The organism is Streptomyces sp. 3211.6, from assembly GCF_003634815.1.
Classification (GTDB): domain Bacteria; phylum Actinomycetota; class Actinomycetes; order Streptomycetales; family Streptomycetaceae; genus Streptomyces; species Streptomyces katrae_A.
The window spans coordinates 229,377-254,283 of record NZ_RBXC01000002.1 but is presented as its reverse complement, the minus strand read 5'-3'; the positions used below and the strand labels follow the sequence as shown (position 1 = coordinate 254,283).

Here is a 24,907-nt window from a genome sequence, read left to right as displayed (position 1 = left end):
TCCCGCGGCCCCTCCCCCACAACCCCCGTCCTGGCAGCCGCACACGACCGGAGCCGCGCCGCGCCGGGCCCAGGTGCTCACGACCAAGGTCGGCCTCCAGATACCGGCCGGGATCGGCTACGACGAGTGGGAGCGGGCCGGGCACCAGCTCGTGGGTGTCCTCGACTCCTCTTGCTGGTGGCTGGGCGACTGGCTGAAGTACGGCAAGGACCACTACACCGACCGCTACCAGCGCGGGATCCGCGCCGCCGGCCTCTCCTACCAGACCCTGCGCAACTACGCGTGGGTCTCCAGACGCTTCGACCTCTCCCGCCGCCGGCCCGCCCTGAGCTTCCAGCACCACGCCGAGCTGGCCTCCCTGCCGGCCGGGGAGCAGGAACTCTGGCTCGACCGGGCCGAGCAGCGGCAGTGGACCACCAAGCAGCTGCGCGGCGCGCTGCGCGCCACCCGCCAGGGCGGGCAGCCGCCCCGTACTTCCGCCGAGCCGAGCCGCCGGCTGGAGGTCCCCGGCAGCCGCGTGCAGTGGTGGCACAAGGCCGCGCAGCAGCAGGGCGTGGACTTCGAGCAGTGGGTGATGGCCACCCTGGACAGCGCCGCCGCGAGCGCCCTGGAGGAACGGGCGGACCGGGAGGAGCACAAGGAGGCCGTCAGCGCCTGAGGCCCCGGCGCGGCCCGGCGGCGCCCCGGGGCGGCCGGCTCGTCAGGGCAGCCGGCTCATCAGGCCTGCGGTCTCGCGCTTGTACGCGCACCCGCTCTGCCCGAACGACTCGCGCACCCGCTCGCGCACCTCGTCCGGCTGCTCCTGGCTGAGCTTGAACATGCCCTCGGCTCCGGTCACCGTGAACCGGAAGGCCCCCACGTCGGGCACGATCTTCCTGAAGTAGTCGAGCGAGCCGGTCATGTCCCAGCCGTCGCCGAACGTCCCCTCGAAGGCGCGCACGGTGGACTGCACCACCTCCAGCGTCTCCTCGATCGATTCGATCTTCTCGACCACGCCCCGGACGTGCACCGAGGTGAAGTTCCAGGTCGGAGCGGCCGGGGTCTTGGCGTAGACCGTGGGCGAGACGTAGGAGTGCGGGCCGGTGAAGGTCAGCAGCAGGACACCGCCCGTCTCCAGGGCCGCCCAGTGCGGGTTGGCCCGGTTCATGTGTCCGAGCAGCAGGGCGCCCGGAAGAAGCCCGCCGGGCCGGTCGCCGGAGGTCGCGGGATCGAAGATGACCGGGAGGTGGGTGGCGAACGGACCGTCCTCGGGGCTGCCGTTGGCCACCGCGAGCGCCATGGGATTGCCCCGGACCAGGTCCACCATCCACGAACCGTCCGGTTCACGGTAAAAGCTCGGCACGAACACCCGGATTCACCCTTTCGGCAATTGGCTTCTGAAATCCCGGCCGACCATACCGGCGTCCCGTCGACAGGACAACGATTTCGGCCACGGGGCATACGGACAAGCCGTCGAACGGCTTTCAGGCACTCTTCGAGTTGCCTCGGCGCGCTCTCCGGGCAACACTTCAGAACGGTCTCTCGGGCCACCGGCCGAGTTTTCCAGACGCAAGGGGGAGAATTTCCTATGGGCATAACGGGCAGGCGCGACCAAGAGATCCAAGAGATCCTCGACGTGGTCGGCATCGGGTTCGGCCCGTCGAACATGTCGCTCGCCATCGCCTTGAAGGAGCACGGGGCGAGCGCCCCGCAGCATCCGGTCAGGTCCCACTTCTTCGAGCGGCAGCCCACGTTCGGCTGGCACCGGAACATGCTGCTGCCGTCGGCGACCATGCAGATCTCGTTCCTCAAGGACCTGGCGACCTTCAGGAACCCGGTGTCCCGGTTCAGCTTCGTCTCGTACCTGCACGCCTCGAACCGGCTGGTGCAGTTCGTGAACAACCAGAGCTTCATCCCGACCCGGCAGGAGTTCCACCAGTACCTGGAGTGGGCGGCCGCCGGCCTGAGCGACCAGGTCACCTACGGCTGCGAGGTCACCGCGATCCGCCCCGTCACCGGCGCCGGGCTGCGGGCCCCCGACCTGCTGGAGGTCGAGGTGCGCTCCGGCGACGGCGCGAGCCGGGTGGTCCTGGCCCGCAACGTGGTCGTCTCCACGGGGCTGGTGCCGCGCCTGCCGGAGGGCGTGACGGCCGGGGAACGGGTGTGGCACAGCTCGGAGTTCCTGACCCGGTTCAACGCCCAGGACCGGGCCTCCCTCAAGAGCGTGGCGGTGGTCGGCGCCGGGCAGAGCGCGGCCGAGGTCACCCGGTTCTTCCACGACTCGCTGCCCCATGCCCGGGTGACGGCGGTCATCCCGTCCTACGGCTACTCCGTGGCCGACGACACCCCCTTCGCCAACCAGGTGTTCGACCCGGACACGGTGGACGAGTACTACTTCGGCACCGAGGGGGCGCGGGACGCGTTCTGGCGCTACCACCGCAACACGAACTACTCGGTGGTCGACGCCGACGTCATCCGGTCCCTCTACCAGCGCCAGTACGACGAGCAGGTGAGCGGCGTCCAGCGGCTGCACTTCCGCAACCTCACCCGGGTCGACTCGGTGGCGGGCTCCGACAGCGGGGCGCGGGTGGTGCTGCGCTCGCTGCTGGACGACCGGAGGGAGGAGCTGGCGGTCGACGCGCTGGTGTTCGCCAGCGGCTACGACGGCCTGGACCCGGCCCGGCTGCTCGGCGAGGAGTTCGACCGGCACTTCCAGCGGGACGCGGCGGGCCGCCACCGGGTGGAGCGCGACTACCGCCTGGTCGCCACCTCGGGGCTGACCTGCGGGGTCTACCTCCAGGGCGGCACCGAGCACAGCCACGGCCTGACGTCGGCCCTCCTGTCGAACATCGCGATCCGCAGCGGCGAGATCGCCGACTCGATCGTGCTGCGGCGCACCCAGCGGGAGCTGGGGCGCCACGCGGAGGAGGCACCCTCGGCCGCCTGAGGCGGCGACGCCGGGACGGGGCCGGGGTGCCGGTGGGCCCGGGGTGCCGGGGCGGCCCCGAGAGCCGCGGAGGCGCCCGCCCCGGGCCCGGGCCCGCCCCGCGCGGTCAGGCCGCGCCGGCGTCCATGGCCTCGCGCAGGCTCCGCGGCCGCAGGTCGCTCCAGTGCTCCTCCACGTAGGCGAGGCACCGCTCACGGCTCTCCTCGCCGAACACGACCCGCCAGCCGGCGGGCACTTCGGCGAACGAGGGCCACAGCGCATGCTGGAGCTCGTCGTTCACCACCACGTGGAACCGGCCCTCGGCATCGTCGAACGGGTTACTGCTCATCATTCCACTCCAATTCAAGCCGCCCACGATCCGCCGGTGAATACGGCGGATCTCCGTCCTTTTCTCCGGCGGGGTGGTGCGGGGAAATTCCGCCGGTCCCGATCATGGCATCACCGGCGAATTCTGTGGAGCCTCCCCGGCCCATTTTCAGTTCCTGCCGCCGACGGCGCGCAGCATGCGGTGGTCGGAGACCGCCGGGTCGAGCGGCAGGACCTCGGCCCCGCGGGAGGTGAGGTCCGGGTAGCCGAAGAACACGTAGTCGATCTTCTTCGCGCCGAAGGTGGGGTGCTCCGCGGCGTCGGCCTCGACGTAGCCGCCGGAGTAGAAGGGGTCCGTGGAGGGCGTGCGGGGCGAGTGGTTGAAGTCGCCCGCCAGGAGGACGGGCAGGCCCTGTTCCCGCCAGGCCCCGGCCTGCGCGGCGAGCCGGCGCGCCTCGGGGGCGGCGCGGGTGCCGTCGTCCCAGTAGAGGTGCACGGAGCAGGCCCAGTTGGCGAGGCCGTGCAGGACGCCCCGGACGCAGGGCACCCGGATGGGCTCGGACTCGCCGCCGACGGTCAGGTCCAGGTCGGCCGTGGCGGTCACGGTGCCGCGTACCAGGACGGCGTTGCCGTAGGGGTGGCCGCCGCAGACCTTGGGCAGGCCGGAGAGGGTGGCGCCGTAGTGGCCGTGGAAGCCCTCGGGGGCCAGCCGGGCGAGGATCTCGTCGTACTGCGGTTCGCAGACCTCCTGGAGGAACAGCTGGTCGGCGTTCCATCCGGTGGCCGCCCCCTGGGCGACGACGCTGTCCAGGCGCGCGTCGTCGTCGTACGGGGCGGCGGCGCACATGTTGCCGCAGATGTTGTACGTGACCACGCGCAGCGGCGGCCCGGCCGCGGCGGCGTGGGCCGGGGCCACGGGGAGGGCCGGGGCGAGCAGGAGGAGGAAGAGGGCGGCGCGCAGGGTGCGCGGGCGGTGGCAGCGCATGGCGGGGCTCCCGGGGGCGGACTGCGGGCGGGCGGGGGCGGGGGCTGTGCTGTCAGTCACCGGTCAGGTCCCCGGCACCGGCGCGCTTACCCGCACCGGCGGGTGCGCGCCCCCGGCGCGGGGCGAACTGGCGTGCGCGGGGCGGGAGTCGGCGCGGGAGCCGCTGTCGCCGCGGCGGAGGCGTCGGGTAGCTTTCCGGGGGAACTGATCTCGATCCCATTGGGGCTGACGTGGTGGAGCTGGACGGGAGCGGGGCCGCGCCGCTGGAGGCGGAGGACCCGCGCCGGATCGGGGAGATCGCGCTGGCGGGACGGCTCGGGGCAGGCGGCATGGGACGGGTGTTCCTCGGGGTCTCGGAGGGCCGGTACGTCGCGGTCAAGCAGCTGCTGGCCTCCGTCGTCGGCGAGGACGAGGACTTCGTGCGGCGGTTCGGGCACGAGCTGGACAACCTCGCCCGGCTGCCCGCCGAGGCCACCGCGCCGCTGCTCGCGAGCGACCGCACCGCGCGGCCCCCGTGGTTCGCCACCGCCTACGTACCCGGGCTCACCCTCCGCGAGGCCCTGGACGTGCACGGCGGCCCGCTGCCCGCGCCGTCGCTGTGGCGGCTGCTGCGGGAGGCGGCGGCGAGCCTGGCGCCGGTGCACGCGCTGGACATGGTGCACCGGGACCTCAAGCCGTCGAACGTGATGCTGACCCTCGACGGGCTCACCCTCATCGACTTCGGCGTCGCCCGGGCGGCCGAGCAGAGCCGGCTGACGCGCACCGGCATGGTCGTGGGCACGCCCGCGTACATGGCGCCCGAACAGGCCTCGGGGGCGCGGGGCCTGAGCGGTGCCACCGACGTGTTCGCGCTGGGGTCGGTCCTGGCGTACGCGGCGTGCGGGCGGCCGCCGTTCGGTGAGGAGTCCGGGCACGGGGTGCTGTACCGCATCGTGCACGAGGAGCCCGGGCTGGAGCCGCTGCGGGAGCTGGACGCGGAACTGGCCGAGCTGGTCGGGGCCTGTCTGGCCAAGGACCCCGGCGACCGGCCCGGCGCCGCCGAACTGCTGGAGCGGGCCTCCCGGCACGTCCCCGAGGGCGGTCCGCTGTGGCCGGAGGCGGTCACCGGGCGGCTGTCGGAGCGGGCCGCGTTCGCGGAGCGGGTGCAGGAGGTCGACGTGCCGACCCTCCCGCTCGGCGGGAAGGGGCCCGGGACGCCGGAGCCGGAACCGGAGCCGAAGGCGAAACCGGAGCCGGAACCGGCGCAGGCGGAACCGGCGCAGGCGGAACCGGTGCAGGCGGCCGGGAGCGGTGGCGGTGAGCCGGCCCGGCGCGGGCGGCGCGCCCGGGTGCTCCTCGCCGTCGTTCCGGTGGTCGTGGTCGCGAGCGGGACGACGCTGGCCATCCAGAACCTGCCGTTCGCCTCCGCCCCGCCGTCGAAGGCGGAGGCCGGGGCCGCGCCCCAGGGGAGCGGGGCGGCGTCCGTCCCCGCTCCGGGCGGCCCCTCGGCCCCGGCGTCGGCCTCCGCCTCCGCTCCGGCCCCGGGCGCCACCCCGTCGGGTCCGCCGTCGCCGGGCGCGCCGTCCCCGGGCGGGCAGGCCCCCGGGGGTACCGGGCAGGGCGCGGCGGGCGCGCCCCAGGGCGGAGGCCCGGGCCCCGCCCCCGGCACGGGACCCGGCACCGGCACCGGCCCGGCCCCCGGGACGGGGAACGCCGCGGGCGGTGCGAACCCCTCCGGCGGGGGCGGGTCCACACCGGCCCCACCGCCTCCGGCCACCGGGGCCGGGCGCTACCGCAACGGGAACAACGGCGAGTGCATCACCCAGGTCTTCGGCGCCTCGGACTCCGGCGACTGCGGGGACGGTTCCGCCCGGTGGGCCGTGCGGAGCAGGCCGGACGGCAGCTTCAAGCTCGTCAACGAGCAGAGCGGCCAGTGCCTGTACTCCAACGGCCCCAACCAGGCCGTCTTCGTGGGCGACTGCGCCCAGGACGTCGGCCGGCTGTGGCGGTCGGGGCCGGGCGGGACCCTGCGCGACTCCGCCGGCGCCTGCCTGGACCTGGGCTTCGGGGGCGGGCTGAACACGGCCTCGTGCGACGGGGACGCCTCACAGCGCTGGAGCCGCCAGTCCTGACGACACGCCGGGGCGGTCTTGCCGTGGCCGGAACATGCTGTCATGGCCACGTAAGATGACGGCCTGCACACCCCACTGCCCCGGCGCCCCCACCCGCCCCCGGGAGGTGGATGCGCGGGCCACCGATCTGGCGTTCGAAGGCTTCTGATACCTATTCAAGCCATGAACATGATCACTCGTCGGCAGGCGCTGGGGCTCGGCTCCGGCGTGGCCGCAGCCATCGGACTGGCCGCCTGCTCGTCCAAGCCGTCCCCCGCCCCGGCGGCCGGGGCCTCCGGCGCCCCGGGGGCGGCGGGCCCGTCCGGAGCGCCCGTCTCCCTGCCCACCGGCACCATCGACGAGACCTACCAGGGCCACCGCATCCAGATCAGCGTGGGCCCGGGCCACCACGGCATGCCGATGCCCACCGTCAAGATCGACGGCAACGACCTGCACGTCATGCCCAACGCCGACGGCAGCTGGGTCACGGTCGTCAACCACTACGAGTCCTTCCCGGACCCCATATCCGCCGCCCGCGCCGCCGTACGCGAACTCCAGGGCGCCGACCTCGTCCCGTTCACCGCCAAGGAAGCCAAGCTGTGACCGTCCGCAAGAACCAGGCCACCCTCACCCCGGACGAGAAGCGCGCCTTCGTCAACGCGGTCCTCGAACTGAAGCGGACCGGCGTCTACGACCGCTACGTCAACGCCCACAACTGGTACCTGCTGAACGACTCGGACTTCGGCGACCGGGTGGGCCACCGCTCCCCGTCGTTCCTGCCCTGGCACCGCCGGTTCCTGCTGGACTTCGAGGCCGCGCTCCAGCGGATCGACAAGAACGTCTCCCTCCCCTACTGGGACTGGACCGTGGACCGCACGGCCAACTCCTCCCTGTGGGCCTCGGACTTCATGGGCGGCACCAGCCGGGGGCGCGACGGCCAGGTGCTCGACGGCCCCTTCGGCGTCCAGAACGGCAAGTGGGTGCTGACGGTCGGCGTGGACCGCCGCACCTACCTGCGGCGCGGCCTCGGCTCGGGGACCCCGCAGCTGCCGACGCGCGCCGACGTGGACTCCGTGATCGCCATTCCCGTGTACGACACCGCGCCCTGGAACAGCGCCTCGGGCGGGTTCCGCAACGCCCTGGAGGGCTGGCGGGGCGTCAACCTGCACAACCGGGTGCACGTGTGGGTCGGCGGCCAGATGACCTCCGCCGCCTCCCCCAACGACCCGGTGTTCTGGCTGCACCACGCCTTCATCGACAAGCTGTGGGCCGAGTGGCAGGCGAAGAACCCGAAGTCGGGCTACCTGCCCGCCACCCGGACGGCGAACGTGGTGGACCTGCGCTCCGTCCTGAGCCCGTGGAACAACGTGACCCCGGCCGACATGCTCGACCACCACCGGTTCTACACCTTCGACACCGAGACCGGCGGACAGCAGCGCTACTAGTAGTGCTTTGTTAGCCGGTCTTGTCACGTCGGGTGTCTGGTAGTTCGCTGGCTGTATGAGGGCTGGGGAGCTTGCGGCGGTGCGGGGTCGGTTGGAGGAGTTCGCTTCCGAGGTGTTCGCGCCGTTGGTGCGGCCGGACTGGCTGGAGAAGGGGCAGCTGTATCTGCGGGGCTTGCTGCTGGACGGCCGACGCAAGTCGATGCAGCCGATGGCCGAACGCCTCGGGGTGGATCATCAGCGGTTGCAGCAGTTCATGACGTCGTCGACCTGGTCGGTCGATCAGGTGCGGGCCCGGCTGGCCTGGCGGGCGGTGCGGGCGGTGCAGCCGCAGGTGTGGGTGGTGGACGACACCGGTTTCCCCAAGGACGGCAAGGCCTCGCCCGGAGTGGCCCGGCAGTACTCCGGCACCCTGGGCAAGGTCGGCAACTGCCAGATCGGCGTCAGCGTCCACGCTGCCTCGGACACGGCCTCGTGCCCGCTGTCCTGGCGCCTGTTCCTGCCGCAGTCGTGGGACGTACCCGAAGCGGAGGCACGCAGGCGGGCCTGCCGGATACCCGAGAGCGAGCACCACCGTCCGAAGTGGGAGCTCGCGCTGGACATGCTCGACGAACTCGCCGGGATCGGCCTGCGGCCCGCCGCGCTGGTCGCGGACACCGGTTACGGTGCGAACGTCTACTTCCGTCACGGTCTGGAGGAGCGGGGCCTGGCCTACGTCCTGCAGGTCAAGGGCGAGATGACCGCCCACGGCGAGGAAGCGGTGCCGCACCAGCCCGCCCATGGCAGGCTCGGCCCCAGGCCGCTGCCCCGCTACCGCACCCGGCCCGTCCCCTTACGCGATCACGTGCTGGCCGCGGGACGCCACCGGGGCCGGGCCGTGACCTGGCGCAAGGGCTCGAAGGCGGCGATGCGCTCGCACTTCGTGCTGCTGCGGGTCCGCCTCGCGGGCCGCCGACCCCAGCCCGCTCCCGATGGAACCATCCCGCTCGTCTGGCTGATCGCGCAATGGCCCGAGGGCGAGAGGGAACCGGTGAAGTACTGGATTTCGAACTTGCCGGCGAACATTCCCGCCAAGGACCTGGTCCGGTTGGCGAAGTCCCGCTGGCGGATTGAGCACGACTACCGAGAGCTGAAGACAGCGTTGGGGCTGGATCACTTCGAGGGCCGGTCCTTCACCGGCTGGCACCGCCACGTCACCCTCGTGACCGCCGCTCACCTGTTCCTGACCGAACAGCGGAGGAGCCCAAAAGCCCCGTCCAGGGTCTGACGCTCTACCAGGCCCTGGACCTCCTCCAACACCTCCTGGCGACCTGGACCGGCACCTGCCCCACCTGCCGACAAACCGTCCCCTGGCAGCCCTACGACACCACCTAACAAAGCACTACTAGCGGCCCGAGCTCAGGGCTGGCGGCGGCTGCTACGCCGTGCGCAGGACGGTGCCGCGGCGTTCGAACTCCAGCAGGGTCTCCACGCCGGAGGCGGCCTCGGGGCCGAGTTCGCGTTCCAGGAGCCACAGGGCGGCGTCGATGCCGGAGCTGACGCCGCCCGCGCAGACGAGGTCGCCGTCGTCGACCACGCGGGCGTCGCGGACGTCGTGGCCGAGGTCGCGCAGGTCCTGCTTGGCCCGGACGTGGGTGGTGCAGGGGCGGCCGTCGAGCAGCCCGGCCGCGTGCAGGAGGAAGACGCCGGTGCACACGCCGACCAGGGTGAGGCCTGGCCGGACGGCCCGGCGCAGGCCCTGCGGGAGGGTGCCCTTGTCGATCTCGGCCCAGACCCCGGCGCCGTCGCGCTTGCGGTAGCCGCCGCCGAGGACGACGACCGCGTCGGCGGAGGAGGGGTCCCAGCGGCCCGGTACCTCGATCTGCGTGCCGAAGGAGGCGCGGACGCGGCCCGGGCGGCCGGTGGTCACCAGGGTGGGCACCACCGGCCGGCCGAGGGCCGCCGCGAGGGCGAACACCTCCAGGGGGCCGAAGAGGTCGAGTTCCTCGACGCCGTCGAAGGCGACGAGGTGGACGCGCAGGGGGCCGGGCGCGGGGGCGGGGCGCGCGGCCGCGGGCCTGGGGACGGCGGCCGGTGCGGGGCTCGCCGTCGCCGGGGCCGCGGCGGTCCCGCCGGCCGCGAGGGCCGCGCCGCCGGTGAGGGTGGCCGCGAGCAGGTGCCGTCGGTCGAAGTCGGTCATGCCGAGGTGGTCGTGCGCGGGGGCCGGGGAGTTCCCGGATCCCCCAGTCAGCCGGTGCGGCGGTGGTCGGCGAGGACTTCCGCGGTGGTGCGGTGGGCGACGGCGGCGAGGGCGGGGTTGGTCTCGCGGTAGTAGTGCTCGGCGGTGAGGCCGAAGCAGAGCGCCCAGCCGCGGCCGCGGGTCCAGGTGGCCTCGTCCGCCCCGGCCGCCTCGCGGAAGGCTTCGCGGGTCCCGGCCGTCAGCAGGGTCCAGGCGGCCATCGTGTCGCAGGCGGGGTCTCCCGCGCCCACCCCGCCGAAGTCGATGACGGCCCGCAGCCGGCCGCCCCGGGCCAGCAGGTTGCCCGGCAGGAGGTCGCCGTGCAGCCAGACGGGCGCGCCCTCCCACTGCGGGAGCCGCAGGGTCTCCTCCCAGAGGGCGGTGGCGGCGTCCGCGTCGTGGGTCCCGTCGGCGCCGAGGTCGCGGATGGCGGCGCGGACCGCCTCGTCGCGGGTGGCGACCGGGCCGCCGCGGAAGGACACCGGCGCTCCGGTCGCGTCCACGCCGCGCAGGGCCGCCACGAACCGGCCGAGTGCGACGGCGGTCTCGTGCGGGTCGGTGACGGGTTCGCCGAACAGGTCCGCGCCCTCCAGCCAGCGGTACACCGACCACGGGTACGGGAATCCCTCTGCGGCGACGCCCTGGCCCAGGGGCTCGGGCACCTCCAGCGGCAGGTGCGGCGCGAGGTGCGGCAGCCAGCGGTTCTCCTTGGCCACGTCGGCGGCGGCGCCCGGGATCCGGGGCAGCCGCACGGCCATGGTGTCGCCGAGCCGGTACATGGCGTTGTCCGTTCCGGCGGAGACGACCCTGGTGACGGGGAGGCCGGCCCACCGGGGGAACTGGGCGCGGATCAGCGCGCCGACCAGGGCCTCGTCCGTGTCGGCCTCGTCGGCGTGCATCTTCGCGCTGGTGGCCACGGGGCTCCTCGTGAACGGGTCTCGGCGCTGCGGTCGGCAGGAGCGTATGCGGCGCCGGAGGCGGCGGGCCACGCGTTTTCACGGCGCCGCGCCCGTGCGCCGGAGGAGCGGATCCTCCGGCGCACGGGCGCGGGCTTCGGTGCGGGTGCGGGTGCAGGGGCGGGGCTCAGGCCGAGTAGTCGTGCTCGGCCTCGGCCCGGTGGGCGGGGTGCGGGGCCGCCGGGCCGCCCTTCGCGACCTGGACGGAGTGCGTCCGGTTCAGCCGCTCGCCCTCGACGTCCATGTTCGGCAGCAGCCGGTCGAGCCAGCGGGGCAGCCACCAGGCGGACCGGCCGAGGAGGGCGAACAGGGCCGGGACCAGCGCCATGCGGACCACGAAGGCGTCGAAGAGGACGGCGGCGGCGAGGCTGAAGCCGACCATCTTCACGAAGTCGTTCGTCTCCAGGATGAAGCCGGAGAAGACGCTGGTCATGATGATCGCGGCGGCGCTGACGACCCGTCCGCCGTAGCGGAAGCCGGTGACCACGGCCTCGGTGGGCCGGGCCCCGTGGACGTAGGCCTCCCGCATGCGGGTGACGAGGAAGACCTCGTAGTCCATCGCCAGGCCGAAGACCACACCGATCATGAAGATCGGCAGGGTGCTCATCACCGGGCCGGGCTGCTCGATGCCGAGGACGTCGGCGAGCCAGCCCCACTGGAAGACGGCCACGACCGCGCCGAGGGCGGCGGAGACCGACAGCAGGAAGCCGAGGGCCGCCTTGAGCGGGACGAGCAGCGAACGGAAGATCAGGACCAGGAGCAGGAAGGCGAGGCCGACGACCAGGCCCAGGTAGGGCAGCATCGCCTCGTCCAGGGTGCGGGAGAAGTCGATGAAGAGGGCGGTCTGGCCGGTGACCAGGATCTCGGCCCCGGTGTCCGCCTCGATGGCGCCCGCCATCCCCCGGATGGTGGTGACCAGTTCCTCGGTCCGGTGCTCGGTGGGCCCCGAGGACGGGACCACGTTGAGGACGGCGGTGTCTCCGGCGGCGTTGGGCGTCGCGGGGGTCACCGTGGCCACGCCCGGGACCTTGGCGAGTTCGGCGCCGGCCCGGCCGGCCGCGGCGGCCGCGTCCTTGGCCTGGACGGTGACCGTCAGCGGGCCGTTGAACCCGGGCCCGAAGGACTCGGACAGCATGTCGTAGGCCTTGCGCTGGGTGGTGTCCAGCGCCATGGTGCCCTCGCCGGGCAGGCCCAGCTGGAGGCTGGCGGCGGGGATCGCGAGGGCGCCGAGGCCGAGGACGCCGACGGCCAGGACCAGCAGGGGGCGGCGTACGACGAACTGCGCCCAGCGGGTGCCCAGGTTGGGCTTGGTGCGCGCGGCCAGCCGGTCGGCCCGGCGCTGGAGCCGTGCGGTGAGCGGCTTGCCCTGGATGGCCCTCCGCTCCAGGCGGGGCATGACCTTGACGGGGGCGAAGCCGAGGAGCGCGGGGACGAGCGTGACCGCGATGAGCACGGCGATGACGACGGTGCCGGCCGCGGTGAGGCCCATCTTCGTGAGCATCGGGACGTTGACGACGGCGAGTCCGGCGAGCGCGATGACGACGGTCAGGCCGGCGAAGACCACGGCCGAGCCGGCGGTGCCGACGGCGCGGCCGGCGGCGTCGGCACGGTCGCGGCCTTCCGAGACCTCGGCGCGGTAGCGGGAGATGATGAACAGGGCGTAGTCGATGCCGACCGCGAGGCCGATCATCATGGCCAGCGTGGAGGTGGTGGCGGACAGGCCGAGGGTGCTGCCGAGGGCGGTGACGGCGGCGCTGCCGACGGCCACGCCGATGACGGCGGTGAGCAGGGGCATGCCGGCGGCGACCAGGGAGCCGAAGGTGAGCAGCAGGACCACGGCGGAGACGAGGATGCCGATGCCCTCGGCGCCGCCCATGGCGGCCTCGACCTTGACGGCGTCACCGCCGGCCTCGACGGTCAGGCCGTCGGCCCGGGACTTCTCCAGTACCGCGTCGAGGCCGTCGTGCGCCTCGTCGGTCAGCTTGAGGGCGGGGAGCTTGTACGCGGCCACGGCGTAGGCCGTGGTGCCGTCCTTGCTGACCGTGCCGGTCTTGAAGGGGTCGGAGGCCGAGACCACGCCGGGTGCCTTGGCGAGCGCGGCGACGAGGCCTTCGACCTTGGCCTGCTGCGCGGGGTCGGAGAGCGTCTGCCCGGCGGGCGCGCGGACCACCACGCGGGCGGTGGCGCCGTCCGCGCTCGCGGCCGGGAACTTCTCCTTGAGCACGTCGAAGGCGCGCTGCGACTCCGTGCCCGGCATGGAGAAGGTGTCGGCGGGCGGCGGCGGGGCGGTGGAGGCGGCGAGGCCGACGGCGACGAGGACGGCGAGCCACAGCAGGGTCACCAGGCCCCGCCGCCGGAAGGCGAAGCGGCCCGTCTTGTAAAGGAAGGTGGCCATGGCGCAACAGACTCCCGTGAGTGCGGCGAGGAAGGGGACGAGCGGTCCCGTCGGGCACCAGGCCCGACCGATGGCGCCACTATGGCACATGATTGGCGCTATCGGGAGCCATAAAGGCGCAGCGTTCGACGCCAAGACTGCGCCACATGGCGCCAAAGGCCCGCGAATCCGGGCAGATGATTCCCCCGGTAACCCTGAAATACCCGTGGATCAAGAGGACTCCAGACAGGCGCCACCATGGCACCACCGCCGCTCCACCGGGGACGGGGGAGCGTGCGTGAGCACGGGTGAGCAGGGGTGAGCGGGCGGTGAGCGGGCGGTGAGCGGCTCCGGCGACCTTGTTCACATCGCCGGACCACACGGGTCCGGCCGGTACGAGGAGCAGGCCATGGGCACGCTGAACGGCAAGACGGCGCTGGTGACGGGCGGTTCGCGGGGAATCGGCCGGGCGGTGGCGCTGCGGCTGGCAGCCGAGGGGGCCCTGGTCGCCGTCCACTACGGCCGCGACGAGGAGGCGGCCGAGCAGACGGTGGCGCTGATCGAGGGGGCGGGCGGCCTCGCCTTCGCGGTCCGGGCCCGGTTCGGGGAGGAGGGGGCGGTGGACGCCCTGTTCGAGGGGCTGACCGCCGGGCTGGGCGGGTGCGGGCTCGACATCCTCGTCAACAACGCCGGCATCGGCTCGGGAAGCTCGATCGCCCAGGTCACCGAGGAGGAGTTCGCCCGGCTGCTGGCGGTCAACGTCACCACCCCGCTCTTCGTGATCCAGCGTGCGCTGCCGCTGCTGAACGACGGCGGGCGGATCGTCAACATGGGCTCGACGGCCAGCCGCTTCGCGGTCACCAGCCAGATCGGCTACACCGTCACGAAGGCGGCGCTGGAGGCACTGGCTCCCTCGCTGGCCAACGAGCTCGGCCGGCGCGGCATCACGGTGAACACCGTCGCGCCGGGCGCCGTCCGCACCGACATGACCGCCGGCTACACGGCCGTCCCCGAGGTGGTCGCCGCACTGGAGGGGATCACGGCGCTCGGGCGCCTGGGCGAGCCGGAGGACGTCGCCGACGTGGTGGGTTTCCTGGCGGGGCCGCAGGGGCGGTGGATGACCGGCCAGACCGTGGACGTCTCCGGGGGCACCTGGCTCGGCCCCCTGGGCTGATCAGGCCTGTCGGGCAGACCGTCGGGCAGACCGTGGGCAGACCCTCGGGCAGACCGTCGGCTGATCAACTGCCGTGGATAATCACCGGCATGCGGTTCTCCATCCTCGGCGAGACTCTGGCCCGGCGCGACGACGGCACCGAGGTCCCCCTCGGCGGACCCGCCCGGCGCGCCCTGCTGACCCTGCTCCTGGTGCGCCCCCGGGAGGTGGTGAGCGCCGAGCGGCTGGCGGACGAACTGGCCCCGGACGGGTCGGTGTCGGCGCACGCCCTGCAGTCCCAGGTGTCCCGGCTGCGCGCGGCGCTGGGGCCGGCCGTGATCGAGCGGGCCGGGGCGGGCTACCGGGCCGCCGTGGACCCGGAGGACGTGGACGCGGGCCGGTTCGAGCGGCTGGCCCGCGAGGGGCGGGCCGCGCTGGCCGCCGACGACCCCGTACGTGCCGTGGAACTCCTGTGCGGGGCATTGGAGTTGTGGCGCGGGACGGCCCTCGCCGACCTGGCGCACCTGACGGAGGGCGACACCGCCCGGACGGCCTCGGCCCGGCTGGAGGAGCTGCGGCTCGGGGCGGTCGAGGACCGGATCGAGGCCGATCTGCGGCTCGGCGGCCACCGGGAGGCCGTGGCGGAGCTGCGGGAGCTGACCGCCCGCCACCCGCTGCGCGAGCGCCTGGCGGCCCTGCTGATCCGGGCCCTGTCGGCCGAGGGCGGGCAGGCCGAGGCGCTGGCCGCGTACGAGCAGACCCGCAGCCGGCTGGCCGACGAGCTCGGCAGCGGTCCCTCGGCCGAACTGGTCGCCCTGCACCGGGAGTTGCTGGAGTCCGACCCCTCCCCCGCGCAGGTCCGGCCGCCCGCGCAGCTGACCTCGTTCGTGGGCCGATCCGGCGAGGTCGCCGAAGTGGCAGACCTGCTGCGGGTGGCCCGGCTGGTGACGCTCGTGGGGCCGGGCGGGGTGGGCAAGACGCGGTTGTCGGTGGAGGCGGCGGGGGTGGCCGCCGACGACGTGTGCTTCGTGGAGCTGGCCCCGCTGCGGGAGGGCGCCGGCCTGCCGGGGGCGGTACTGGCGGCGCTCGGGCTGCGCGAGAACGGGCTCCGGCTCGACGGCGGCGGACAGGGGCCCGTGGAGCGGCTGGCGACGGCCCTGGCGGACCGGGTGCTGCTGCTGGTCCTGGACAACTGCGAACACGTGGCCGAAGAGGCCGCCGCGCTGGCGGGACGCCTGCTGGCCCTCTGCCCCCGGCTGCGGATCCTGGCCACCAGCCGGGAACCCCTCTCCGTCATCGGTGAGCACCTGTGGCAGGTGCGGCCGCTCGACGACGCGGCGGCCGTACGGCTGTTCACGGAACGGGCCTCGGCGGTGCGGCGCGGATTCGCGGCGGCGGCGGAGCCGGTGGAGCGGATCTGCGCGGCGCTCGACAACCTGCCGCTGGCCATCGAGCTGGCGGCGGCCCGGCTGCGCACCATGGACGTGGAGGACCTGGCGCAGCGGCTCGACGACCGGCTCGGGATGGCTGCCGCCCGGGCCAACCGCGGCGCCGGTGAACGGCACCGCACGCTGCGCGCGGTGGTCGCCTGGAGCTGGGACCTGCTCTCCGCGCAGGAGCAGCGGGCCGCCCGGCGGTTCACCGTGTTCCCGGCGGGCGCGACGGCCCGGGCGGCGCTGGAGGTCTGCCGGGCGGGGGGCGCGGCCCCGGACTCGGAGCTGCCGGAGGCCGAGGTCCTGGAGCCCGAGGTGCTGGAGTCCCTGGTGGACAAGTCCCTGCTGGAACTGGCGGGCGGACGCCTGCGGATGCTGGAGACGGTCCGCGCGTACGGCGCCGAACGGCTCCGGGAGGCGGGCGAGACCTCGGCCACCGGCGGTGCGCACGCCCGGTACGTGCTGGAGCTGGCCCGCGCCGCCGAGCCGCGGCTGCGGGGGCCGGGGCAGCCGGAGTGGCTGGAGCGGCTGGCGGCCGAACACGGCGACCTGGAGGCGGCACTCGCCTGGGCGGCCGGGGAGGGCCGCTGGGAGACGGCGCTGGAACTGCTGGCGGCGGCCTCGGCGTACCTGTGGATCCGCGGGGTGTCCGGGTCGCTCGCGGCGCGGGCCGCGGCCGTGCTCGACGCCGTCGGGGACGCTCCCCCGGCCGGGCTGGGCGAGGAGTTCGCGGCGTGCGTGCTGCTGGCGGCGGCCGGGCCCGGCGGGCTCGCGCCGTGGCGGCGGCACCGGGAGCGGGCCGGGCGGCTGCTGGCCGCCGCCTGGGCGCGGGACGGTGCGGGCGGGGGCGGCGGGCGGTACCCGGTGGTGCTGCTGGTGTGGATGCTGCGCAACGCCACCGAGGCCGATCCGCTGGACGCGTTCGCCCTGGTGTCGGCGCAGCGCGGGCACCCCGAGCCGTGGGTCCGGGCGGTCGCCGCGTACGTGTCCGGGTTCGGGCCGCTCGGGACGGGTGACGCGGCCGCCGCCGAACGGGCCTTCGCCGAGGCCGCCGAGGGGTTCCGGGCGGCCGGCGACGGCTGGGGCACGGCGCTGGTCCTGGACGCGCTCGCCGGGGTGGCGGGGGCGCGCGGGGACCGGGCCGGGGCGGTGGCGCTGCTCGACGAGGCGCTGGCGCTGACCGAGCGGCTCGGCGCCCTGGAGGACAGCGCCGACCTGCTGGTCAACCGGGCCGACCAGCTCGTGGCCGGGGACCCGGCGGCGGCCGCCGCCGACTACGCCCGGGCCGCCTCCCTCGCCCGCCGGGCCGGGGGCTCCGCGGCCCTGGCGGCGGCCCTGCGCGGACTCGGGGACCTGGCCCTGCGGGACGGGGACCCGGCGCGGGCCGGACACCTGTACACGGAGGCCCTGGAGCGGATCGACCCGCACTGGGTCAAGAGCGCGGGCAGCCGCGTACGGGCCCTCGCGGGGCTGGGCCGGGTGGCGGAGTCGAACGGAGACAGCCCGGCGGCCCGCGCCCGCTACGCGGAGGCCGCCGCGTCGGCGGCGGCCGTGGTGGGCGGCACCTCCCCGGAGGCACTCCGCCTGCTGGGCCTACCGCAGGAGGTCGTCGACCTGGTAACCACCCACACCCCCTGACGACCGTCCGGCGACCTCCCCGCCCGCCCCGGAACCGCGCCCCCCACCGGTGATGCCCACGGCGCACCGTTCACCCGTTGCCGAAGGCCCAGTTCGCGGACACATCCCCCATTTCGCCCCCCTCGCGTGTCCCGGGCCGCGCACCCAGGGGGCCCCGGGCCCAGGGAACCTCCGGCCCCGGGCTCCGGACCGCGGGCCGCGGGCCGCGCCGGGTGCGAGCTGCTGATCGTGCGGGGCGCGGGGGCTCGGGCCCCGGGCCCGACGTTCCCCGAACCGGCTCCGCTCGGCTGAACGGCCCTCGGGCCGGGCGGGGGTGGCCGTCCCGCCGGCGGGACAGTGGGGCTCGGGCGGGGGGCGGGGGCATTGCCCGATCGAGGCCGCGCTTGCCATGCTCGAACGCGACGGCGCCCGCCCCCGGCCGCTTCCGGACCGCCGCCGGCGGGCGCTCCACCCGGTCCCGCGGGACCCGGGGGCCGCCGGGCACGGCGGCGGACCGGGCCCGGTGTGCGGCCGTGGAGCGCGGAGCCGCGCCGCGTCCGCGCACCGCCGGCGCCCGGTGACGCGTCCGGGCCGGGCGGACACAACCAGTTGGTCGCCTTCCGTTCCGCTCGGGTCCGCCCGGGTCTGCCACCGTCCGGACCAGCCCCCTCACACCCCGGCCCCCTCACACCCCGGCCCCCCACCCCAGGCCCCTCAACCCCGCCCCTGGAGCCCATGGATGAACACCGAACTGCTGATGTCCGATGCCACCCACTTCCGCATCGACTACGTCATCAACCCGTACATGGACACGAGCGTCCAGCCGGACGCCCGGGCCGCCGTCTCCGAGCACGACGCGATCGCCGCCGCCCACCTCGCGGCCGGCCGCACGGTCCACCGGATGGCGTCCGCCCCGGAGTGCCCCGACATGGTGTACACGGCCAACGGGGCCTGGGTGTGCGGCGACCGCGCCGTGCTGGGCGACCCGCCGGCCGCCCGTGCCGCCGAGATCCCGTACTTCCGGTCCTGGCTGAAGGAGAACGGCATCGACGTGTTCGACGCCCCGTACTCCTTCAGCGGCCAGGGCGACACCCTGGCCTGCGGGGACCTGCTGCTGGCGGGCCACGGGCAGCGCACGGACCGCCGGATGCACGACGTGCTCGCGGACCTGACCGGCCACCAGGTGGTGCCGCTGCGCACGGCCGGGGAGGAGTGGTACGACCTGGACCTGGCCGTGGCCGTGATCGACGAGGGCACGCTCGCCTACTACCCGGGCGCGCTGGAGCCGGAGAGCGTCGGCGTGCTGCGTTCCCTCGGACTCGAACTCATCGAGGTGAGCACCGAGGAGGCCCGGGCCTTCGCCCTCAACCTGATCAGCGACGGCAGGACCGTGACGATGACCACCGGCGCGCCGCGACTCGCCGCGACCCTGCGCGAACGGGGCGCCACGGTGGTGGAACTCGACACGGCGCAGCTCCGCAAGGGCGGCGGCGGGGTCCGCTGCACGGCCCTCACCCTGGACAACCCGGTCCCGGCCGGCCGCTAGGCCGGGGCGGCGGGGGCGGGGAGTCCGGGGCGGGTGCCGGTGCTGACGGCGGACTGCAGGACGTGGGCCGCCCATTCGTTCAGGCTCAGCCCGCAGGCGGCCGCCGTTTCCAGGAGCCGGTCGAGGTCCGGCTTCGGCAGGGCGATCCGCAGGGTGGCCTCCTCGCCCGCCGGCTCCGCCGCGGCCCCGCCGTGCTGTTCGGCGAGGCCCGCCCGGAGCTGTCGCCGGAGCTCGTTGCGCGACCAGCGCTGTTCCTCGGCACGCCGCAGCCAGTAGTCCTGTTCGGGCCGGGCCAGCCGGGCCACCTCCGCGTGGTGGGCGAAGCTGAGCGCGTCGCGGCGGCGGTGCTGCTCGAACCGGCGGGCCACCCACGCGTAGTTGCGCAGGGTCTGGTAGTCGAGCCCGGTCCGGCCGACGGCCTCCCGGTAGCGGCCGCTGTAGGCGTTCTCCCCGAACAGGAGCCAGTCGCCCATCCACCAGGCGGAGGAGCTGGCCAGCTCCCGCAGCTGGCTGCCGATCTCCTCCCAGGCCCGTTGCGGCATGGCCGGCGAGAAGGTCATGCCCGACTTGGTCAGCGCCTCCAGGCAGGGCAGCTGGCTGAGGGTCACCCTGCGGGTCCCGGGAGCGCGGTGCGCCCGGGTGGGCCGTTCTTCTTCGGTACGGACGCCCGACATCTCGCATCATCCCCCTGCGCCTCGACGGGCCACCCGGCACGTCACGTCACGGCCTTCCGGCTGGCCAGACTAGGCACGCGGGGGTGTCCCCCCGCGGGGGTTGAGACGGACTTGACGGCGATCTGAGCAACCTGGCGACGAACTGGGGACACCCCTCAGCAAGCCGGCCCGGGGGGTCGCTCAGGCGGCGCGGCTGATCACGATGTCGCCCATGCCGGTACGGGCCCGCACCTCCACCACGCCCTCGGACCCCTCGGGGCCCGCGGAGGGGCCGAGGGAGTTGTGCACCTTGCCCAGCCGGGAGGTGACGTCGAGCCAGGCGGCGACGGAGCCCCGGATGCCGATGTCGATCCGGCCGGCGGCGGTCTGGAGGTCGGCCCTGCCGCGGGCCAGCTCGCCGACGCGGATGGCGCCGTTCGCGGACTTGGCCTCGACGGAGCCGTGCGCCCGGTCGACGGTGATGGAGCCGTTGGAGCTGTTCGCCCGTACGTCTCCGGTGACCTCGCCGATCTCCGTGTCCCCGTTGACGTTCTTGACGGTCGCCGCGCCGTCGACCCGGCCGATGCGGATCCGGCCGGCGCCGTGGACCTCGGCGTCGCCGGTGCAGCGGTCGAGGCGGACGTCGCCGTGTCCGGTGCGCAGCACGACCGGGCCGGCCCCGTCGACCCGGATGTCCCCGGCGCCGGACTTCAGGACGCACTCCCCGAAGGCCCCTTCCAGGACGAGGGGGCCCACGCCCGTGGCGGCCCGGACGCGGGAGCCGGCCGGCAGCTCGACGCACACCTCGACCGAGCCGATCCGGCCGAACGGGAGGCGCTTGCGGGCACCGCGCACCGTGAGGGTGCCGTCGGCGTGGTCGACCCTGCTCTCCCGGGCCGCGCGCTCGTCCTCCGGGTCGCCGGGGTCGGCGGGCAGCACCTCGACGACGGTGTCCGTCCGCTGCCCGGCCGTGAGGCGGACGGATCCCATCTCGATCTCGACGGACACGGCGAGCGGTGCGGGGGTCTCGAAGGTAAGCATGGGGGTCCGATCCTCATGACGTGGTGCGGGCTCCCGCCGGTCGGGCGGGCGAGGGGGTGCTGGGGCGGCGGCCGGGCGGCCCGGGGTCAGCGCACCCAGCCGGTGAAGCTCTGGCCGGCGCGGGTGCGGCGCAGCCCCGCGGGCTGCTCGGCGGCGGCGTCGGACAGGGCCGCCGACAGGGTGCGGACCACCCAGGAGTTGACGGAGATCCCCTCGCGGGCCGCCGCCTCCTCGGCGCGGACCTTGAGGTGGGCGGGCAGGCGCAGGTTGATCCGTGCCGTCCCGCCGTCCTCGCCCTCGGGCAGGACGGGGGCCGGGGGTGCGGCCGGGGCGGAGGGGCGCTCCTCGTAGACGGGCTCGGTCTCCGGGAGGCTGACGACGAACTCCGGATCCAGGCCCCGCAGCCGTACGGAGACCGATCCCGGCGCCAGGTCCCGCGTGACCTCGTCCATCGCGTCGGACAGGGCGTTCAGGAGCGTCAGCCGGGTGGCCGACTCCAGCGGGGCGGTGAGCCGTCCGGCCAGGGCGCGGGCCTCGTCCCCGCCCGCGTCGGCGGCGACGGCGAGCTCGTGCCGAAGGTTCTCTACGTACGGCCTCAGATCCATGGCGCCACTATGGCACACGGGTGGCACCATGACCAGGACGGACGAATGCCACGCCCCTCCTCCCCGGCGGCAAGGCAGCGGCAGGACGGCGGTGAGCCGGTGGTGACCGCGCGGTGAGCGCCCCCGAGCACGCTGGGGCACATGAAGAACACCACCGCGAACACCGCCCCGTACACCGCCGCGAACACCGCCGCGAACACCGCCCCTTACGCCGCCGCGAACACCGCCCCGTACACCGCCGCCCGTACCGTCCTGATCTCCGGCGCGTCCGTCGCCGGCCCCGCACTGGCCTACTGGCTCCACCGCCACGGCTTCGCCCCCACCATCGTCGAGCGGGCCCCCGCCTTGCGCGACGGCGGCTACGCCGTCGACTTCCGCGGCGAGGCCCACCTGACGGTGCTGCGCCGCATGGGCATCCTGGACGCCCTGCGGGCGGCCCGCACCGGCACCGGCTCCATGTCGTACGTCAACAGCGCGGGCAAGCCGCAGGCGAAGCTCCCCGCCGACCTGTTCGCCGGGGACCTGGAGGTGCTCCGGGGCGACCTGGCGCGGATCCTCTACGACGCGACGAAGGAGCACACCGAGTACGTCTTCGGGGACTCCGTCACCTCCCTCGCCGAGGACGCCAACGGGGTCCACGTCACCTTCGAGCGCGGCGCACCCCGCCGCTTCGACCTGGTGATCGGCGCCGACGGCCTGCACTCCCGCACCCGCAGCCTGGCCTTCGGCCCGGAGGAGCGCTACGTCAAGCACCTCGGCGTCTACTGCGCCATCTTCACCACCGCCAACCACCTCGGCCTCGACCGCACCGGGCACGCCTACCGCACCGCCGGCCGGCTGGTGGCGATGTACAGCGCCCGTGAGAACACGGAGGCCAAGGCCCTCTTCTACTTCGGCTCGCCACAGCTGGACCTCGACCGCCGCGACGTGACGCGCCAGCAGCAGCTGCTCGCCGAGCAGTTCGCGGGCAACGGCTGGCAGAGCGACCACCTGCTGGAGCAGATGCGCCACGCCCCGGACTTCTACTTCGATTCCGTCGGCCAGGTGCGCATGGACAGCTGGTCGCGCGGCCGGGTCGCCCTGCTCGGCGACGCCGCGTACTGCCCGTCCTCCCTGTCGGGCATGGGCTCGGGGCTCGCGCTGGTCGGCGCGTACGTCCTCGCCGGGGAGCTCGCCGCCGCGCGCGGCGACCACCGCACCGCCTTCGCCCGCTACGAGCGGGAGATGCGGGCGTACGCGGAGGGCTGCCAGAAGATGGGCGACGGGGTGGCGAAGCTGATGGTCCCCGAGAGCCGGCTGCTCGGTGCCTTCCTCAACCGCTACTACAAGGTCATGCCGTACCTGCCGGGCAAGGACATGGCCGCGAAGATCGCCCGCAAGGCCGCCGAGAACATCACCCTGCGCGACTACGCCGCCGAACCGGCCCCCCGATAGCCGTCCCGCCGACCCGTCGTCCCGTCGGCGGTGGGAAACCGGCTGGACACCAAAACCTAGACCCCCTAGGTTTCTACCTAGAGCAACCAGCCAGAGACTTGGCCACAAGGAGGCGCCGCATGGTGCGCGCAGGACTCAACGCCGCACGGCTCACGGAGGCGGCCGCCGAGATGGCGGACGAGGCCGGGATCGAGAAGGTGTCCCTGTCCGCGCTCGCCCGGCGGTTCGGCGTCAAGGACGCGAGCCTGTACTCGCACGTCCGCAACCTGCGGGAACTGCGGGTGCGGGTGGCACTGCTGGCGGGCGAGGAGATGACCGCGCGGATCGCGGTCGCCGTCGCAGGGCGGTCGGGCAAGGACGCGCTGGTCGCGTTCGCCGACGCCTACCGGGAGTACGCCCTGGAACGCCCCGGCCGTTACGCCGCCTCGCAGATGCGGTTCGACCCGGAGGAGGTGGCCGGCTCGGCCGGGCTGCTGCGCAGCGTGGAGCTGACCTACGGGATGCTGCGCGGCTACGGGCTGGAGGACCCCGACCTGACGGACGCGGCCCGGCTGCTGCGCGCCACCTTCCACGGCTACGTCCACCTGGAGCTGAGCGGGGCCTTCGGGCACTCCCGCGAGGTCCGGACGTCCTGGGCACGCGGCCTCGACGCACTCCACGTGGCCCTGGAGAACTGGCCGCCGACCACCAAGGGGGAACCACGATGACCACCACACCCACGACCACACCCACCACGGCGCCCACCACCGGAACGCTCGCCGTCCCCGGAGCCACCCTGTACTACGAGCGGCGCGGCACCGGCCCCGTCCTGCTCCTCGTCCCCGGCGGTGGGGCGGACGCCGGCCTGTTCGCGGGCATGGCCCCGGCCCTGGCCGCAACCGGACGCACCGTGGTCTCGTACGACCCCCGCGGCCAGTCCCGCAGCACCCTCGACGGCCCGGCCGCCGACCAGCGGGTGGCGGACTGGGCCGACGACGCCCGCCGGATCCTGGACCTGGTCTCCCCCGGCGAACCGGCGGACGTCCTCGGCTGCAGCGCGGGTGCCGTCGCCGCGCTCGGGCTGCTGGCCCGTCACCCGGAGCGGGTCCGCCGGGTGGTGGCGCACGAGCCGCCGCTGGTGGAGGTCCTGCCGGACCCCGCCCCGCACCGGGCCCTCTTCGCCGAGGTCCGCGAGCTGACCCGCACGCAGGGCCCGGCCGCGGGGATGGCCCACATGGCCCAGGGCCTGGGCGGAACCCCCGAGCGCCAGGAACCCGCCGAACTGCCGCCGGAGATCCTGGAGATGGCCCCGCGCATGTACGCCAACCAGCCGTTCTTCCTGGAACACGTCCTGGTCCCGTTCACGTCCGCCACCCCCGACGTACCCGCCCTGCGCACCGCCGCCGACCGCCTCGTACTGGCGGCCGGCGAGGACTCCCGCGCCATCCCCGCCCTCTACGGCCCCGCGGCCCGCCTCTCGGCCCTGACGGGCGCCCCTTTCACGGAGTTCCCGGGCGGCCACGTCGGCTGCGCCGAACACCCGGCCCCCTTCGCCACCCGCCTCCTGGAGACCCTGACCAGAAAGGACCGGATGACGCCCTGGATGTCGTCCGTGCCGCAACCGCGGCCGGGGTGACGGGCGGGCGGTGGGTCACGGGGTCGGGAGGGCCACGGGGGTCGTGGTGGTCAGGTAGCGAATGGACACCGGTCGGGCGAGCAGGTCGTCGAAGAGCCCGGCCACGTGGCGGAAGTGCGGGGTGGTGAAGTGGAATTCCAGTGCCTCCGGCCCGGCCCACTCCTCGACGATCACCATCCGCTCCGGCCGGTTCGGGTCGGCGTACGGCTCGTAAGCCAGGCAGCCCTCCTCCGCGACGGACGGTTCGATCATGGCCTCCAGGGCGGTGCGCAGGTCGTCCTCACGGCCGGGCTTGGCCTCGAACGCGGCGATGACGGTCAGGGTCATGACGGATGCCTCCTCAGGCGGTCGGTCTCGCTGTTGCGGTGACAAGGGAGATCCTTCCGCCGCGACGACCGGATGCCCAGGGCGGAGCTCGGCCCTGGGACCGGCGAACCGGGGGTCCGGCAGTACCCCCTCTCCGGGAGCCTCCCGCCCCGACAGGGGTGGACCGGAGCTACCCGAAGGCTCCCG

At 74.5% G+C, this 24,907-nt stretch carries 22 protein-coding genes; 12 read left to right on the top strand and 10 right to left on the bottom strand.

The features are described from left to right. The first annotated feature begins 73 nt into the window (after window positions 1-73). Window positions 74-658, top strand: a complete 585-nt coding sequence (locus BX286_RS35175) for an LmbU family transcriptional regulator (RefSeq protein WP_079432248.1) — start codon at window positions 74-76, stop codon at window positions 656-658. Between the two features lie 42 nt (window positions 659-700). Here the strand turns inward: BX286_RS35175 and BX286_RS35170 are convergent, their stop codons facing one another. Further along, window positions 701-1,342 (bottom strand): FMN-binding negative transcriptional regulator, encoded by a 642-nt coding sequence (locus BX286_RS35170; protein ID WP_260338147.1) that lies wholly within the window; start codon window positions 1,340-1,342, stop codon window positions 701-703. Window positions 1,343-1,567: 225 nt separating this feature from the next. Between BX286_RS35170 and BX286_RS35165 the strand changes: the two genes are divergently transcribed. Next, the gene (locus BX286_RS35165) at window positions 1,568-2,926 is read left to right on the top strand and encodes a lysine N(6)-hydroxylase/L-ornithine N(5)-oxygenase family protein (RefSeq protein ID WP_079432250.1); all 1,359 of its coding nucleotides are present in this window, start codon (window positions 1,568-1,570) and stop codon (window positions 2,924-2,926) included. 106 nt (window positions 2,927-3,032) lie between these two features. On the opposite strand, the gene BX286_RS35160 is transcribed toward BX286_RS35165, so the two are convergent. Beyond that, a complete protein-coding gene (locus tag BX286_RS35160) occupies window positions 3,033-3,254 on the bottom strand; it encodes an MbtH family protein (RefSeq protein WP_100865023.1) in 222 nt (73 codons plus the stop codon). Window positions 3,255-3,401: 147 nt separating this feature from the next. Next, window positions 3,402-4,277, bottom strand: coding sequence for an endonuclease/exonuclease/phosphatase family protein (locus BX286_RS35155; RefSeq protein ID WP_123996019.1), 876 nt, complete (start codon window positions 4,275-4,277; stop codon window positions 3,402-3,404). Window positions 4,278-4,447: 170 nt separating this feature from the next. Between BX286_RS35155 and BX286_RS35145 the strand changes: the two genes are divergently transcribed. The 4 genes from BX286_RS35145 (at window position 4,448) to BX286_RS35130 (ending at window position 9,016) form a co-directional block, all read left to right on the top strand. Further along, the gene (locus tag BX286_RS35145; RefSeq protein WP_079432252.1) at window positions 4,448-6,328 is read left to right on the top strand and encodes a serine/threonine protein kinase; all 1,881 of its coding nucleotides are present in this window, start codon (window positions 4,448-4,450) and stop codon (window positions 6,326-6,328) included. Between the two features lie 162 nt (window positions 6,329-6,490). Beyond that, window positions 6,491-6,910, top strand: a complete 420-nt coding sequence (locus BX286_RS35140) for an apotyrosinase chaperone MelC1 (protein ID WP_079432253.1) — start codon at window positions 6,491-6,493, stop codon at window positions 6,908-6,910. Beyond that, complete coding sequence (locus BX286_RS35135; protein ID WP_079432254.1) at window positions 6,907-7,752, top strand: tyrosinase MelC2; 846 nt, start codon at window positions 6,907-6,909, stop codon at window positions 7,750-7,752. Before BX286_RS35140 ends, BX286_RS35135 begins: the two co-directional genes overlap by 4 nt. A 55-nt stretch (window positions 7,753-7,807) precedes the next feature. Continuing rightward, window positions 7,808-9,016: an IS701 family transposase gene (locus tag BX286_RS35130; protein ID WP_121017256.1), complete on the top strand. Its 1,209-nt coding sequence runs from the start codon at window positions 7,808-7,810 to the stop codon at window positions 9,014-9,016. A gap of 150 nt (window positions 9,017-9,166) precedes the next feature. On the opposite strand, the gene BX286_RS35120 is transcribed toward BX286_RS35130, so the two are convergent. The 3 genes from BX286_RS35120 to BX286_RS35110 form a co-directional block, all read right to left on the bottom strand. Further along, a complete protein-coding gene (locus tag BX286_RS35120; protein WP_121017879.1) occupies window positions 9,167-9,928 on the bottom strand; it encodes a DJ-1/PfpI family protein in 762 nt (253 codons plus the stop codon). A 47-nt stretch (window positions 9,929-9,975) separates the two neighbouring features. Then, window positions 9,976-10,884 (bottom strand): aminoglycoside phosphotransferase family protein, encoded by a 909-nt coding sequence (locus BX286_RS35115; protein ID WP_261993682.1) that lies wholly within the window; start codon window positions 10,882-10,884, stop codon window positions 9,976-9,978. A 166-nt stretch (window positions 10,885-11,050) separates the two neighbouring features. Then, window positions 11,051-13,318, bottom strand: coding sequence for an MMPL family transporter (locus BX286_RS35110; protein ID WP_121017878.1), 2,268 nt, complete (start codon window positions 13,316-13,318; stop codon window positions 11,051-11,053). 388 nt (window positions 13,319-13,706) lie between these two features. Between BX286_RS35110 and BX286_RS35105 the strand changes: the two genes are divergently transcribed. From BX286_RS35105 to BX286_RS35095, 3 genes are all read left to right on the top strand, one after another. Next, complete coding sequence (locus BX286_RS35105) at window positions 13,707-14,471, top strand: SDR family NAD(P)-dependent oxidoreductase (RefSeq protein ID WP_079432257.1); 765 nt, start codon at window positions 13,707-13,709, stop codon at window positions 14,469-14,471. Window positions 14,472-14,560: 89 nt separating this feature from the next. After that, window positions 14,561-17,521 (top strand): BTAD domain-containing putative transcriptional regulator, encoded by a 2,961-nt coding sequence (locus BX286_RS35100; protein ID WP_121017877.1) that lies wholly within the window; start codon window positions 14,561-14,563, stop codon window positions 17,519-17,521. Between the two features lie 718 nt (window positions 17,522-18,239). Beyond that, complete coding sequence (locus tag BX286_RS35095; RefSeq protein WP_079432259.1) at window positions 18,240-19,046, top strand: dimethylarginine dimethylaminohydrolase family protein; 807 nt, start codon at window positions 18,240-18,242, stop codon at window positions 19,044-19,046. Here the strand turns inward: BX286_RS35095 and BX286_RS35090 are convergent. From BX286_RS35090 to BX286_RS35080, 3 genes are all read right to left on the bottom strand, one after another. Continuing rightward, a complete protein-coding gene (locus tag BX286_RS35090; RefSeq protein WP_269467135.1) occupies window positions 19,043-19,654 on the bottom strand; it encodes an LmbU family transcriptional regulator in 612 nt (203 codons plus the stop codon). The two genes, BX286_RS35095 and BX286_RS35090, sit on opposite strands and share 4 nt — an antisense overlap. 246 nt (window positions 19,655-19,900) lie before the next feature. Next, window positions 19,901-20,740, bottom strand: a complete 840-nt coding sequence (locus tag BX286_RS35085) for a DUF4097 family beta strand repeat-containing protein (RefSeq protein ID WP_121017876.1) — start codon at window positions 20,738-20,740, stop codon at window positions 19,901-19,903. Between the two features lie 86 nt (window positions 20,741-20,826). Further along, window positions 20,827-21,345, bottom strand: coding sequence for a toxin-antitoxin system HicB family antitoxin (locus BX286_RS35080; protein WP_079432261.1), 519 nt, complete (start codon window positions 21,343-21,345; stop codon window positions 20,827-20,829). Between the two features lie 141 nt (window positions 21,346-21,486). Between BX286_RS35080 and BX286_RS35075 the strand changes: the two genes are divergently transcribed. From BX286_RS35075 to BX286_RS35065, 3 genes are all read left to right on the top strand, one after another. Further along, a complete protein-coding gene (locus BX286_RS35075) occupies window positions 21,487-22,779 on the top strand; it encodes an FAD-dependent monooxygenase (protein ID WP_121017875.1) in 1,293 nt (430 codons plus the stop codon). Between the two features lie 119 nt (window positions 22,780-22,898). Continuing rightward, window positions 22,899-23,486: a TetR-like C-terminal domain-containing protein gene (locus tag BX286_RS35070; RefSeq protein ID WP_079432263.1), complete on the top strand. Its 588-nt coding sequence runs from the start codon at window positions 22,899-22,901 to the stop codon at window positions 23,484-23,486. Further along, entirely contained in the window at window positions 23,483-24,394 is a 912-nt protein-coding gene (locus BX286_RS35065; protein ID WP_121017874.1) for an alpha/beta fold hydrolase, read from the top strand. The genes BX286_RS35070 and BX286_RS35065 overlap by 4 nt, the downstream gene beginning before the upstream one ends. Before the next feature lie 15 nt (window positions 24,395-24,409). On the opposite strand, the gene BX286_RS35060 is transcribed toward BX286_RS35065, so the two are convergent. Further along, complete coding sequence (locus tag BX286_RS35060; RefSeq protein WP_079432265.1) at window positions 24,410-24,721, bottom strand: putative quinol monooxygenase; 312 nt, start codon at window positions 24,719-24,721, stop codon at window positions 24,410-24,412. Window positions 24,722-24,907 lie beyond the last annotated feature (186 nt).

Bases quoted from the DNA above. Each gene is read 5' to 3' on its own strand.
- BX286_RS35165 (WP_079432250.1), top strand. From the start codon at position 1,568: ATGGGCATAACGGGCAGGCGCGACCAAGAGATCCAAGAGATCCTCGAC.
- BX286_RS35160 (WP_100865023.1), bottom strand. From the start codon at position 3,254: ATGAGCAGTAACCCGTTCGACGATGCCGAGGGCCGGTTCCACGTGGTG.
- BX286_RS35140 (WP_079432253.1), top strand. From the start codon at position 6,491: ATGAACATGATCACTCGTCGGCAGGCGCTGGGGCTCGGCTCCGGCGTG.
- BX286_RS35130 (WP_121017256.1), top strand. From the start codon at position 7,808: ATGAGGGCTGGGGAGCTTGCGGCGGTGCGGGGTCGGTTGGAGGAGTTC.
- BX286_RS35120 (WP_121017879.1), bottom strand. From the start codon at position 9,928: ATGACCGACTTCGACCGACGGCACCTGCTCGCGGCCACCCTCACCGGC.
- BX286_RS35110 (WP_121017878.1), bottom strand. From the start codon at position 13,318: ATGGCCACCTTCCTTTACAAGACGGGCCGCTTCGCCTTCCGGCGGCGG.
- BX286_RS35105 (WP_079432257.1), top strand. From the start codon at position 13,707: ATGGGCACGCTGAACGGCAAGACGGCGCTGGTGACGGGCGGTTCGCGG.
- BX286_RS35100 (WP_121017877.1), top strand. From the start codon at position 14,561: ATGCGGTTCTCCATCCTCGGCGAGACTCTGGCCCGGCGCGACGACGGC.
- BX286_RS35095 (WP_079432259.1), top strand. From the start codon at position 18,240: ATGAACACCGAACTGCTGATGTCCGATGCCACCCACTTCCGCATCGAC.
- BX286_RS35085 (WP_121017876.1), bottom strand. From the start codon at position 20,740: ATGCTTACCTTCGAGACCCCCGCACCGCTCGCCGTGTCCGTCGAGATC.
- BX286_RS35080 (WP_079432261.1), bottom strand. From the start codon at position 21,345: ATGGATCTGAGGCCGTACGTAGAGAACCTTCGGCACGAGCTCGCCGTC.
- BX286_RS35075 (WP_121017875.1), top strand. From the start codon at position 21,487: ATGAAGAACACCACCGCGAACACCGCCCCGTACACCGCCGCGAACACC.
- BX286_RS35070 (WP_079432263.1), top strand. From the start codon at position 22,899: ATGGTGCGCGCAGGACTCAACGCCGCACGGCTCACGGAGGCGGCCGCC.
- BX286_RS35065 (WP_121017874.1), top strand. From the start codon at position 23,483: ATGACCACCACACCCACGACCACACCCACCACGGCGCCCACCACCGGA.
- BX286_RS35060 (WP_079432265.1), bottom strand. From the start codon at position 24,721: ATGACCCTGACCGTCATCGCCGCGTTCGAGGCCAAGCCCGGCCGTGAG.